Source organism: Corynebacterium sp. LK2510, from assembly GCF_040946405.1.
Classification (GTDB): domain Bacteria; phylum Actinomycetota; class Actinomycetes; order Mycobacteriales; family Mycobacteriaceae; genus Corynebacterium.
Window position 1 is genome coordinate 1 of record NZ_JAYWLR010000027.1, and the last position, 13,041, is coordinate 13,041.

Here is a 13,041-nt window from a genome sequence, read left to right on the forward strand (position 1 = left end):
CTTTCCGTCGCCGTGCTGCTCGCGATACTTTTCCACGAGCATGAGGATGTAGTCGACGTTGATCTCTACCTGCTTGATCAGCTCGATTTCGAAGACGACATCGTCGTTGATCGGTTCCTTCTCCACCGCCTCCCGGTTGCGGAATTCCGCGTGCAGGTCGAGGTAGACACTGCGGTAGTCCTGGCCTTGGCGTTGGGTCAGGATTTCATTTCCGGAGAACTCATCGAAAGAGGTGAGGATGTTTTCCAGTCGGAGAATCGCGCCGAACAACGCGATGAACTCCTTCTGAGCTTGCTCCCCGACGATCATTTGGCCCGGCGGGAAAGTAGCCAACAGCTCGTGGGTCTTGTCAGCGTATTCGGTGTAGAAGTCCGCGTAGGGCTTGAGCAGCACAACCCCTCGGGCATCCTTGTTGCCAAACAGTTCGAGGGCGGCGTTGGTCTCCTCCTCCAGGTCGCGGAAGGCGACAATGTTGCCGTAGGTTTTCACCGAGTTGAGGATGCGGTTGGTGCGCGAGTACGCCTGGATCAGCCCGTGCGCACGGAGATTCTTGTCTACGAACAGTGTGTTCAGCGTGGTTGCGTCGAAACCGGTGAGGAACATGTTGACCACGATCACCAGGTCAAGTTCCCGGTTTTTCAACCGCTGGGAGAGGTCTTTGTAGTAGTTCTGGAACCGGTCGGCAGACGTGTCGTAGCTTGTTCCGAACATGTCATTGTAGTCCTGGATTGCGTCTTCGAGGAATGCACGCGAGTCAACACTCAGCGCCGCTGTATCGAAGTCTTCATCTTCAAGAAATCCGTCATTGGCCGCTTCATTCGCGCCGAACGAGTAGATCAACCCGATTTTCAGGCGCTTGTCCGGTGCAAGTTGCTCATTCTGGGCCTGGAAAGCGTTGTAGTAGCGTCGCGCAGCGTCGATTGAGGCGGTGGCGAAGATTGCGTTGAAGCCCTTTACCCGTTTCTTTTGCCGCAGCGCCTCCGCTTGTCGACGGCTGCGTGTCGCCTCCACGACATTAGTCACCACCGAGTGCTCAAAGCTGGATTCACGCTTCGTCTTCTGATCGAAGTGCTCCAACGTGTAGCTCACGATGTTGCCAATTCGCCGTGGATCGAGCAGGGCTTCCTCGGTCGCGATCGCGGTGACCTGCTTGTCGGTGACATTTCCCCCTGCAATGGTATTGACGTAGTCAATGCGGAACGGCAGGACGTTCTTGTCCGTGATCGCGTCGACGATTGTATAGGTGTGGAGTTTGTCGCCGAAGGCTTGTTCAGTCGTCTTGAGCTGCGGATTACCTCCACTTCCGCTATTAGTGGCGAAGATCGGGGTGCCGGTGAACCCGAACAGGTTGTAGCGCTTGAAGGAGCGCGTGATGCTGGTGTGCATCTCTCCGAACTGGGAGCGGTGGCATTCATCGAAGATGATCACCACATGGTCGTCGTAGACTGGGTGCTTCTTGTTCGCTTTGATAAACGTGGACAGCTTCTGGATGGTCGTGATGATGATCCGCGCCGTCGGGTCTTCGAGCTGACGCTTGAGCACCGCCGTGGATGTGTTCGAGTTGGCCGCGCCCTTTTGAAAGCGGTCGTATTCGCGCATTGTCTGGTAGTCGAGGTCCTTGCGGTCCACGACGAACAAGACCTTGTCCACGCTCGGCATCGCGGAGGCCAACTGGGCCGTCTTGAACGAGGTCAGCGTCTTGCCCGAACCAGTCGTGTGCCACACGTACCCGCCAGCGTCAACGGTACCAAGCTGCTTGTAGTTTGCGGCGATCTCTATGCGCTGCAAGATCCGCTCCGTTGCGACGATCTGGTACGGGCGCATCACCAGCAGCATCCTGTCAGCGGTGAGCACGCAGTACTTGGTCAGGATGTTGAGCAGGGCGTGCTTGGCAAAGAAGGTCTTGGCAAATGAGGTCAGGTCTTGAATGGGCTTGTTCTGCGCGTCGGCCCACCACGAGGTGAACTCGAAGCTGTTTGAGGTCTTTTTCCCCCTGCCGGACTTGCGTGCCTCCGTGAGGTGCTGGCTGCGCGTGGTGTTGGAGTAGTACTTGGTCAGGGTGCCGTTCGAGATGACGAACAGTTGCACGTACTCGAACAAGCCGGAGCCGGCCCAGAAGCTGTCGCGCTGGTACCGGTCAATCTGGTTGAACGCCTCGCGGATATCTACCCCGCGGCGCTTCAGCTCCACGTGCACCATGGGCAGGCCGTTGACGAGGATGGTGACGTCGTATCGGTTCGCGTATCGGCCGCCGGTGCTGGCTTCATCGGAAGGATCCGCACGGTTGATCTCGTATTGGTTGATCACCTGCAGGCGGTTGTTGTGGATGTTCCCCTTGTCCAACAGCGTGATGTTCTTGGTGGACCCGTCATCGCGCTTGAGGAGCTGGACGTGGTCTTCCTGGATGCGAACCGTTTTTTCCACGATGCCGTCGTTCTTGCCCGCAATAGAGCTTTCGAAGAAATCCTTCCATTCTGCATCCGAGAAGGTGATGTGGTTCAGTGCCTCCAGCTGGGTGCGGAGGTTAGAGACTAGTTGCTGCTCGGAGGTGATCGGGAGGTACTCGTAGGCCTGGGACTGCAACAGGCGAATGAGCTCACGCTCGAGGGCCGACTCCGACTGGTACACCGTTTCCGAGGCAGCATCGGGCTCATACTCGGCGACGACGGTGCTCTCGGCCGAGACCGCAATCGGATCGTACTTGCGTGCAGGGGCGTCACTCATGCCGAAAGCTCCTTGAAGGTAAGCAACTGGTCGCGGTAGTACTCGTACTGTTTCCGCCGTGCCGCGATCTCGGCCGGGAGGCCGCTGCTGAGATCATTGACCAAGGCGTCGAAGTTGTCGAGGGCTATCCCGACGCTACGCTGAACATCGAGTGGAACGCGGTTCAACATGATTTTCTTCACGCGTCCTACCGCGAGCCCAGGCTGCGCAGACTCGGTCTTGTATTGGTTGAGTTGCATCTCAGTTAATTTGTGGAACGCCCAAGACATATCAACCTCAGTTTTTGGCGTTACGACCACAGCGTGCTCGGTTGCGTAAACCCTGCCTTCAGCTCGATGCACATTCCCGCAGAGCGCGCCCTGGCGGCCAATCAAAATCACGGGCTCGTTATAGTTGAATGAACTCACGAAACCTCTGAGACCATTGCCTCCGAAACAAGGATAGGGTTTCTCATCAGTCGGCTTATCAGAAATATTAGCGGCACTGATATGAGTCCCTGCACGCATTTCGAAGATGTCAGCGAGTGAAATCATCGCTGATTGCTCAGCATCTTTACTACTCATCAACGTAGAACGGTAGTACTCATACTGACGCCGCCGCGCCTCCAGCTCCGCCTCCAGCTGAGTGAACTTGTCTAAGATCTGCACAATTTCCCGCTGGATTTCAAGGGGCGGGACGGGGATACGAATCTTCGCCAGTTGCTTGACCGATAGCTCAACCACTTTTGTACCAGTCGTAAGCTTTCGCTTTTGGGCGTGAAAGTCCGACGAGGCGAACCAATATGAGAGGTATCTAGGATCCTGACCGTGCTTGATCACGGTGGCGTGCCCACCAGTGACAATTGGCTTATCCCCTAGCCAAGCAACAGCTTTCCCCACATCGTCGATGTTCTCGCTTGTATTCGTGATAATGACATCGCCATGGTTCACCTTGGCAAGTTTCGTTGCTGAGTTAGAAGCCACGAAGGACTTGGTTTCGGTCGTCCACACACCGTAAAACGTGTAGATCTGCCCATAGTGAATCGCACCAACACCCTCTCTGGTTAATTCCTTCTTAGGCATTCCGCTTCCCCGTACAAGTGTTGAGATGTCTCCCAGCATCATGAACTCCACCCCATTCGGGCACAGCTCCTCAATCAAATCGTCAATACGGCTCATGCGTCAGCCTCCGTGATCATGCGGACTAGTAGGGAAATGATTAGGTCTTTTTCCCTCGGGTTACTCATCGCCACCATCAGCGTGATTGCTGCCAGAGCGTTATTGGTGATTCGCGGGGCACCGCCCTCGCCGTCGAGCACACCGTTGCGGGCAAGGAAGGTTACGAATAGCGCCGCGGCACTGCGCTTGTTTCCGTCCGAAAGCGGATGGTCTTTGACCACCAGATACAGCAGGTTCGCTGCTTTCTCCTCAACTGTCGGGTAGAGATCTTGACCGGCGAACGATTGGTAGATCGCTCCGATGATGCCGGCGAGCGCGTCGCCACGCTCCGCGCCGAACAAACTGTCGTCGGTGAACTTTGTCGCCACCTTAGCGATCACCGACCTGGCCTCATCGATAGTCAGCGTCCAGCCCGGCACCGAGTCGGGGGCGGTATCGATGCTGCCCTCGTCGTAGTCGCGCAACAGCGTCAGGCTGGGCAGGTACCCCGCCAGCACGTCGGCCACCCCGGCCACGATCTCGTCACTCGAACGAGACAAGATCTGCACGATGCTTCCGAGCTGCTCGAGTCGCCTCTGGTTGAGCGCGTATCCCTGCACCAAGTACTCGCGCAACCGCTGCGTTGCCCAGATGCGGAACTGTGTGGCCGTTGTGCTCTTGACGCGGTAGCCGACGGAAATGATCGCGTCGAGGTTGTAGTGAGGGATCTCGCGGCTGACCTTACGGGAACCCTCGGTACGAACCTGTCGGAATTTCCGACAGGTTGCCGCCGGATCAAGTTCGCCTTCTTCGTAGACGTGCTTAATGTGCTCAACGATATTGGTCCGGGAGGTCTCAAACAGCTCCGCGATCTGCTGTTGGCTCAGCCACACAGTTTCAGCGTCGAGGCGTACCTCGATTGCGGGTGAGCCGTCGTCACGCTCGTAAAAAATCACCTCACCGCTAGGTTCGGCGGTCATGCTGATTCCCCTTCCAGGTCAGCGACGATAGCGTCGATAGACGCCCGCAGCTTCGCCTGCCGGGCCACAATGCCGGCGATCTCCACATTGAGCTCCTGGATGTCGATGACCTCGCGGGTGTCCTCCTGCTCCACGTAGGAGGACACGGCAATGTTGTAGTCATTATCCGCAATGTCCTCGTTGGGCACGAGCTTGGCTATGTAATCGACGTCCTTGCGAGTGATGAAACGCTCCAAGATGTGCTCTTGGTTCTCCGGCAGGAGCTTGTTCTTGTTGCCCACACGGCTGAACTCGGCAGAGGCATCAATGAACAACACCGCGTTGTCCGTCTTCGACTTTTTCAGCACAATAATGCAGGTGGCGATGGTGGTGCCGAAAAACAAGTCCGGGGGCAGCTGGATCACCGCGTCCACGTAATTGTTATCGATGAGGTATTGGCGGATCTTGCGCTCCGCGCCACCCCGGTAGAGCACGCCCGGGAACTCGACGATCGCGGCGGTGCCGTTGACCGCTAGCCACGACAAAATGTGCATGGTGAAGGCTAGGTCGGCCCTCGACTTCGGGGCGAGGACACCGGCGGGCGCGAATCGCTCGTCATTGATCAAGAGCGGGTTCGCATTACCCTCCCACTTGATCGAGTACGGAGGGTTAGACACGATTGCCTCGAACGGTTCATCATCCCAATGCTGCGGGTCCGTGAGCGTATCCCCGTGCGCAATGTCGAACCTCTCGTAGTTGATGTCGTGCAAAAACATGTTGATGCGAGCCAGGTTGTACGTGGTCAGGTTGATCTCCTGGCCAAAGAACCCGCCGACGTTGTCCCGCCCGAGGACTTTGGCGAACTTCAGCAGCAGCGAACCGGAGCCAGCTGCGGGGTCGTAGACCTTGTTCACCCGCTTCTTACCCACAACTGTGATACGTGCGAGCACTTCGGAGACCTCCTGCGGCGTGTAGTACTCGCCACCCGATTTTCCAGCCTGGGACGCATACATCTGCATGAGGTACTCGTATGCATCACCGAAAAGATCGATCGTGTTGTCCTCGAAATCTCCCAGCGGAAGGTCGCCGATGGCGCCGAGAAGCTTAACCAGCTTCTCGTTGCGCTTGGCTACCGTCGGCCCGAGCTTGGAACTGTTGACGTCGAGGTCGTCAAACAGACCTTTCAGGTCGTCCTCGCTCTCGGTCCCCACTGCCGAACCCTCGATGTTCTTGAACACTCGCTCGAGCGTCTCGTTCAGATTCGGATCTTGTGGCGCGCTTTCTCGAACGTTGCGGAACAGCTCGGAAGGCAGGATGTAAAACCCCTTCTCGCGCACCGTTTCGGCGCGGCCGGGCTCCGCGTCAGCGTCGGATAGCTGGGCGTAGTCGAAGTCCGGGGAACCCGCCTCGACCTCACCCTTATTGATGTACGCGGTGAGATTTTCGGAAATAAAGCGATAAAAGAGCATCCCGAGGACGTAAGCCTTGAAATCCCAGCCGTCAACGCTGCCCCGCAGGTCGTTGGCGATGCGCCAAATCGTCTTGTGCAGCTCGGCGCGCTGAGTCTGTGTAGTGGTCGGTGACATGGTGTTTTTCTCCCGTGCGGGGGCGCGTTTGGAATGTACTTGAATGAACAAGAGACTACCGACGACATCCGACATCGGTGCCTCTCCCACCCAGTTGGATGGTGTTGCCCTACTCCGGAGTTGAGCTCGGGCAACACCCGCCCCGTATGGGTTGTAGATCTGGACACGCAAAGCGAATTAGCGCTTCCTGCACTATGTGAGGGTGTCAACCGATTATCTTGCGTGTATCAGAAGTACCGAGCACCACCCTGGGCTGTCATAGAACAAAGGTGCGTAGTCTGGCGGGTTATGGACAGTCGCGCTTTGTGGCGTGTCTTTTAATGAAATTCCGTGGTAGATCCTTAGTCTGGCTTTGCAGCAAGGAAGGGAAAAGTGGATTTGGAACCGGGGCAACCGCAATCGTCCGTCGTGGTTTCGAAACGGCTGCAAGCATCAAGGAAGCCGGAGATGGGTTCGCGAAACTAGTATCAAAGAAGTTTCCAGGGTCTGGGAAGACAGCCAAGGAAACCAAAGCTAAACCTCCGCAAGCAGAGTAGGCCGACAGGCGTAATCTTCCCGCGAGAAGCGGTGTTCCTACCTTCCGCTGAGCTTACAGCCGGATGAGCCTGGCAACGCCCATATCCTCCTGTGGAACTCGGAACGCCTGTCCTCTGAAGTTGTCGTGACGAATTCTCACCCCCTTCTGCCCAGCAGCCCGGCCCCGGGGAGGTAGGGCTAAGGCTCAAAAGGTCCGCATCCCCTTTTGGCCCTTAGCCCTTAGCCCCCGAATCCACCCTGCCCTGCGCAACGCGAAACACCCGGCGCGATGGCCGGGTGTTTCATCTGTGGAGGATAGGATGTCTGAAGTCATGACATAGTTGACACGGCGTGCCTGGGATTTCAATCCTGATGGTTGACACATCAGTCGCGACATCGTTGACAACGTGAACAGCCCCAACTGCAACCTCGCGATCGTCAAAGCCGTCCGCGAACAACACCAGCCCGTCTCCAAAGTCGCCACCCGATTCGGCATCTCACGCCAACGCGTCTACAAAATCCTCGCCGACTACGACGCCGGCGGCGCAGACGCAATCACACCGAAGTCACGCGCCCCACACACCCATCCCCACGCGGTGCCTGACACGTTGCGCAAACACATCATCGACATGCGCAAAGAACTCACCAGGGCCGGTTTCGACGCAGGCCCTGACACCATCGCATTCCACCTCGAACAACAAGGCCTGCGCGTGCCATCAACCTCAACAATCCGCCGAATCATCTCCCAAGCCGGCCTTATCACCCCGCAACCACAGAAAAAGCCGCGCAGCTCCTACATCAGATTCGAAGCCGCCATGCCCAACGAATGCTGGCAGGCCGACATCACCCACCTATTCCTGCGTGACGGCACCCGAGTCGAAGTCCTCGACTTCATCGATGACCACTCCCGCTACCTGCTGTCAATCACCGCACGCAGCGCGTTTAACGGCGTCGAGGTTGCCGCGCAGCTTCAACACCTCATCGACAATTACGGCCCACCAGCGTCAACACTGACCGACAACGGACTGGTGTTCACCGCACGTCTTGCTGGGCGCAAAGGCGGTAGAAACGCCTTCGAAAAACTCCTCGTCACCCACCGTATCCAGCAGAAGAACGGTCGCCCTGGCCACCCGCAGACCCAAGGGAAAATCGAGCGGTTTCACCAAACACTCAAAAAATGGATCCGCGCGCGCCCACCAGCACACACCATTGCGCAGCTACAACAGCAACTCGATAGTTTCGCGGTCTACTACAACACTCAACGCCCGCACCGTTCACTCGGGCGACGCACACCCGAGGCGGCGTATACAACAGGGCCGAAAGCGACACCAACGACCACACCTGTAGAGGAATGGCGCGTACGCAACGACGTGGTCGCACCCAACGGGAAAGTCAGCATCCGCTACGCCGGCAGGCTCTACCACCTAGGAATCGGCAGGGCGTTCGCCGGGCAGAAAATCCTCATGGTTGTCACCGACAACCACATCACCACATCGATAAAACTCACCGGCGAAATCATCACCGAGCATTACATCGACACGTCCCGCAACTACCAAAAACCCTACTGGCGAAAAGGGGACCCACCCCTGCAATAAAAACAAAACCGGCGCCCCCGGAAAATCAAAACCCGAGGCGCCGGTTTGTCAACCATGTCGCGACTGATGACATCTGTGGAGGATAGGAGAATCGAACTCCTGACATCCTGCTTGCAAAGCAGGTGCTCTACCAACTGAGCTAATCCCCCATGGTGGGCCTAGCAAGAATCGAACTTGCGACCTCATCGTTATCAGCGATGCGCTCTAACCGACTGAGCTATAGGCCCTGGGAACGAGATAGAACATTACCCACAGCTTGACGTAACGACAAATCGCCAGGTCAAACGGTATTTCTATCTCGTTCCGCCAGCGGTTATCTAAGCCGGTTCGACATGCGGATGCCCAGCCCGCCGACAAGGTCTGCAACGGCGTTATAGATCACCGCCGTCAGCGGGGCCATCACGGAGGCGAAGACGACACCCACCAGGCCGAGCAGGGCCGCCGCCGACAGCATCAGCGGCAGGTCCACGGTCTGGCTGCCGCCGACGCCGCCAATAAGCGAGTTGACGGAATCCACCACACCGGCGGCCTCAAGGCCGAAGAAGACCAGCGTCGACGCGATCATCCAGACGATGAAGCCGAGCACCGCGAGGATGGACGCCACCTTGAACGCCGACACGGGGCTGACGTAGGTGACGGTCACTTTACGTGCGGCCATGGCTTACTCCTCGCCGCTGCCGTCGGTGGCGTTCTGGTGGCCCAGAGTTGCGGCCGAGGAGGTGGTCTCCATGGCCTCTTCGAGCGTCTTCTCTCCCTTAGCCACTGCGGTTGCCTCTTCCTCGCCCTCGTCCTCGACGTTCTTGTCGATGGCGAGCAGCTCCACACCCTCGGCCAGGTCGACGAGGCGTACGCCCATCGTCGCGCGCGAGGACGGACGGATCTGCTTGACCTCGGTGCGGATAACACCGCCGGCGGAGGTGATAGCGAAGATCTGGTCTTCCTCCTCCACGGCGAGTGCGCCGATGAGCTTGCCGCGCTTCGGGGTGTACTTGAACGTCATCACGCCCATGCCGCCGCGGCCCTGTGCGTTGTACTCCTCGATCGGAGTGCGCTTGCCGTAGCCGCCAGAGGTGGCCACGAGCAGGTATTCGTCGTTGTGCACGACCGTCATGGTGAGCAGCTGGTCGTCGCCGCGGAAGCGCATGCCCTTCACGCCGGCGGTGGCGCGGCCCATTGGGCGCAGCTGCTCGTCGTCAGCCGTGAAGCGAATGGCCTGGCCCTGCTCGGAGACGAGGAGGATGTCCTCTTCCTCGCTGGCGAGCACGGCGCCGATCAGGGCATCCCCCTCGTTGAGGTTGATGGCAATCAGCCCGGAGGAACGCGCGGACTCGTAGTCGGTCAGGCGCGACTTCTTCACGCGGCCTTCGCGGGTAGCCAGCACCAGGTAGGGGGCGTCCTCGTAGGACTGGATCTGGATGACCTGGGCGATCTTCTCCTCCGGCTGGAACTCCAGCAGGTTGGCCACGTGCTGGCCGCGGGCGGTGCGGCCCGCCTCCGGCAGCTCGTACGCCTTGAGGCGGTAGACACGGCCGAAGTTGGTGAAGAAGAGGATCCAGTCGTGGGTGGAGCAGATGAAGAAGTTCTTCACCACGTCGTCCTGCTTGAGCTCGGCGCCACGTACGCCCTTGCCACCGCGCTTTTGCGACTTGTAGGCGTCGACCTTGGTGCGCTTCGCATAACCGGTGGAGGTGATGGTGACCACGACGTTTTCGCGGGCGATGAGGTCTTCCTCGGTGACGTCGCCAGTTGCGGCGACAATCCGGGTGCGACGCTCGTCGCCATACTTATCGACGATCTCCTTAAGCTCGTCGCCCACGATCGAACGCTGGCGCTCCGGGTTGGCCAGGATGTCCTTGTAGTCGGCGATCTCGGCCTCGATGGCGACGAGTTCGTCGATGATCTTCTGGCGCTCCAGGGCGGCCAGGCGGCGCAGCTGCATCGCGAGGATGGCGTCGGCTTGGATCTCATCGACGTCGAGAAGCTCGATGAGCCCGGCGCGTGCCTCGTCGACCGTCGGCGAGCGGCGAATGAGGGCGATGACCTCGTCGAGCATGTCGAGGGCCTTGACCAGGCCGCGGAAGATGTGCGCGCGCTTCTCCGCCTCGTCGAGACGGTACTGGGTGCGCCTGACAATGACCTCGAGCTGGTGCTGGACGTAGTAACGCAGCATCTGGTCAAGGCGCAGCGTGCGCGGCACGCCGTCGACGATGGACAGCATGTTCGCGGAGAAGTTCGTCTCCAGCTGCGAGTGCTTGTACAGGTTGTTCAAAACGACGCGCGGCACGGCGTCGCGGCGCAGCGTGATGACGATGCGCATACCGACGCGGTCGGAGGACTCGTCATCGATGCGGGAGGCGCCGACCATCTTGCCGGCGTTGATCTGCTCGGCGATGCTGTGGATGAAGTTATCCGGGTTGACCTGGTACGGCAGCTCCGTGATCACGATGACCTGGCGGTTGCCGATCTCCTCGATCTCGGTCACACCGCGCATGCGGATCGAACCGCGGCCGGTGGTGTAGGCGTCCTTGATGCCCTGGTCGCCGACGATGAGGCCAGAGGTCGGGAAATCGGGGCCCTTGATGTGCTCCATCACGGCGTCGAGGGTCGCCTTGTCGTCGGCGTCGTGGTTGTCGAGGATCCAGTAGATGGCCTCGGCGAGCTCGCGGAGGTTGTGCGGCGGGATGTTGGTGGCCATGCCGACGGCGATGCCGCCGGAGCCGTTCATTAGCAGGTTCGGCACGCGCGCGGGCAGGATGTCCGGCTCTTTGGTCTTGCCGTCGTAGTTCGGCGAGAAGTTGACCGTGTTTTCGCGGATGTCGCGCACCATCTCCATGGCCAGCGGCGTCATCTTGCACTCGGTGTAGCGCATCGCGGCGGGTCCGTCGTTGCCGGGCGAGCCGAAGTTGCCCTGGCCGTCGATCAGCGGGTAGCGCATCGACCACGGCTGGGCCATGCGCACGAGGGTGTCGTAGATCGCGGAGTCGCCATGCGGGTGAAGGTTAGCCATCGTCTCACCGACGGGCTTTGCGGACTTCACATACGAGCGCTCGGGCCGGTAGCCGCTGTCGTACATGGTGTAGATCACGCGCCGGTGCACGGGCTTCATACCGTCGCGCACGTCGGGCAGAGCGCGCCCGACGATGACGCTCATGGCGTAGTCGATGTAGCTGGTCTGCATCTCCTCATTGATGTCAATGGGTTGGATGCGGTCGTAGCCGTCACCGCCGAGGGTGTCGTCACTCATGTGGAACCTTTCTAGTAGCCTGCGGCCATTCTAACGGGCGCTGAGACGTTTCTGGGTGCGGCATCTGGTATCAAAGTGGTATGGCTATGACGCTGCGGCTGACCGCTGACGAGGACAAGGCGCTCGTTCTGCTCGCCTCCGCGTGGGGATGCTCGAAGCAGGAGGCAGCGCGGCGCGCCGTAATCACCGCCGCCGCACGCTTGCTTGACGACGCCACAGTGACCGACCTCGCCCGCACCCGCGTCGCCGCCTACGCCGCCGCCGAGGCGCGTATCCGGCAGGCCCGCGGGCAGTGAGGACAGTGAAGGCGCTGAGCACCGAGCAGATGCTCTCCATCGCGGACGAGGTGTGCGCCCTCTATAAGGTGCGCGTGCGCTCGTTCGCTGCCCTGGCTGCCTGCGCCGCTGTCCCGGGAGCGCGAGTCCACGGCGTCCCGGTGTTCGACTCCCCCGCCGCTGCGGCCGCCGAGCTGCGCCGCGCCATCGCGGCACTCGAGCCCCTGACCGCGGACAACGACGTGCTTGCCGAGTGCGCGGCCGAGGTCTACCGGGACTGGGTAGTCGCGCGCTAGCGTCTCGCGTCGGTGTGGAGGAGCTGTGTGGTGGAGCGATGCGTTCACATGGGCCGGGGTATTCGACGTGTAGTTCCCGCTTCCAGGCAATACTGTAAAAGTCATACCGCTTCCATCTGTTCCCTTTGTGAAACGAGGTCTCCCCATGAAGAAGTTCACCGTCTCGACTGTCGTGGCAGCGTCTCTGGCGGCGTCACTCGTCGCCGCGCCGCATGCTTCGGCCCAGTCCGCCGCGGGTGAAGTGCTCTCCGCCACCTCCTCTATGTCCTCCGGCTCCTCCGGCAGCTCGAACATGAACAACCTGCCGACGTGGGTGAGTGATGACACCACCCTCCCCGAGGCTCCGCTCGGCAGTGTCTACTCAGGCTCCGCCCCGATCTCTTTGAGCATCGCCGCGGTCGTCATTGGCGGCATCGCCGCGCTTGCGCTTAACGCTGGTGCCGTGATCCCGGGCCTGCAGCTTCCTGACCTCCAGCTGGTGCTTGCTCAGTTCCAGCAGTAGGTCGATTGGCGTGGGTTTTCCGCCCATGTTAAGTTTGTTGCTGTTGTGGCTGCAGTGACTGGTGTGAAACTGGCGTTGTGGCGGAAGAGCCCCAACACCGAAGAACCCCTGTGAACGGGGTTCTTTTTCATATGTGCGAGGTCGCGATGGTTTGAGTCCCAGGCTTTGTTATGTGAAAGAAACCACAACCGAATAGCTGGGCAAAGCC

10 protein-coding genes and 2 tRNA genes are annotated in these 13,041 nt (G+C 59.5%); 4 read left to right on the forward strand and 8 right to left on the reverse strand.

What is annotated here, in order from left to right; translation table 11 throughout:
* The 4 genes from VVR41_RS10220 to VVR41_RS10235 all read right to left on the reverse strand — a co-directional run.
* On the reverse strand, positions 1-2,724 hold a 2,724-nt coding region (locus VVR41_RS10220; RefSeq protein ID WP_368524680.1), incomplete at its 3' end, for a type I restriction endonuclease subunit R.
* Complete coding sequence (locus VVR41_RS10225) at positions 2,721-3,881, reverse strand: restriction endonuclease subunit S (RefSeq protein WP_368524681.1); 1,161 nt, start codon at positions 3,879-3,881, stop codon at positions 2,721-2,723. The genes VVR41_RS10225 and VVR41_RS10220, both read right to left, overlap by 4 nt.
* Positions 3,878-4,840, reverse strand: a complete 963-nt coding sequence (gene rhuM / locus VVR41_RS10230) for a RhuM family protein (RefSeq protein ID WP_368524682.1) — start codon at positions 4,838-4,840, stop codon at positions 3,878-3,880. The genes VVR41_RS10225 and rhuM overlap by 4 nt, the downstream gene beginning before the upstream one ends.
* The gene (locus VVR41_RS10235) at positions 4,837-6,405 is read right to left on the reverse strand and encodes a type I restriction-modification system subunit M (RefSeq protein ID WP_368524683.1); all 1,569 of its coding nucleotides are present in this window, start codon (positions 6,403-6,405) and stop codon (positions 4,837-4,839) included. Before VVR41_RS10235 ends, rhuM begins: the two co-directional genes overlap by 4 nt.
* 923 nt (positions 6,406-7,328) lie before the next feature.
* Here VVR41_RS10235 and VVR41_RS10240 point away from each other — a divergent pair.
* Positions 7,329-8,516, forward strand: coding sequence for an IS481 family transposase (locus VVR41_RS10240; RefSeq protein ID WP_368524684.1), 1,188 nt, complete (start codon positions 7,329-7,331; stop codon positions 8,514-8,516).
* Positions 8,517-8,592: 76 nt separating this feature from the next.
* Here VVR41_RS10240 and VVR41_RS10245 read toward each other — a convergent pair.
* From VVR41_RS10245 to gyrA, 4 genes are all read right to left on the reverse strand, one after another.
* Positions 8,593-8,665: transfer RNA gene (locus tag VVR41_RS10245), tRNA-Ala, on the reverse strand.
* Position 8,666: 1 nt separating this feature from the next.
* A tRNA-Ile gene (locus VVR41_RS10250) sits at positions 8,667-8,743 on the reverse strand.
* A gap of 86 nt (positions 8,744-8,829) precedes the next feature.
* Positions 8,830-9,174, reverse strand: coding sequence for a DUF3566 domain-containing protein (locus tag VVR41_RS10255; RefSeq protein WP_368524685.1), 345 nt, complete (start codon positions 9,172-9,174; stop codon positions 8,830-8,832).
* 3 nt (positions 9,175-9,177) lie between these two features.
* Positions 9,178-11,760: a DNA gyrase subunit A gene (gene gyrA / locus VVR41_RS10260; protein ID WP_368524686.1), complete on the reverse strand. Its 2,583-nt coding sequence runs from the start codon at positions 11,758-11,760 to the stop codon at positions 9,178-9,180.
* An 80-nt stretch (positions 11,761-11,840) separates the two neighbouring features.
* Here gyrA and VVR41_RS10265 point away from each other — a divergent pair, with 80 nt between their 5' ends.
* The 3 genes from VVR41_RS10265 to VVR41_RS10275 all read left to right on the forward strand — a co-directional run bounded on the left by VVR41_RS10265 (position 11,841) and on the right by VVR41_RS10275 (position 12,833).
* A complete protein-coding gene (locus VVR41_RS10265; RefSeq protein ID WP_368524687.1) occupies positions 11,841-12,056 on the forward strand; it encodes a CopG family transcriptional regulator in 216 nt (71 codons plus the stop codon).
* Positions 12,057-12,061: 5 nt separating this feature from the next.
* A complete protein-coding gene (locus VVR41_RS10270) occupies positions 12,062-12,331 on the forward strand; it encodes a TetR family transcriptional regulator (protein WP_368524688.1) in 270 nt (89 codons plus the stop codon).
* Positions 12,332-12,476: 145 nt separating this feature from the next.
* Positions 12,477-12,833 carry a hypothetical protein gene (locus VVR41_RS10275; RefSeq protein WP_368524689.1) on the forward strand — a complete coding sequence of 119 codons (357 nt, stop codon included), beginning with the start codon at positions 12,477-12,479 and terminating at the stop codon, positions 12,831-12,833.
* Positions 12,834-13,041: the final 208 nt, after the last annotated feature.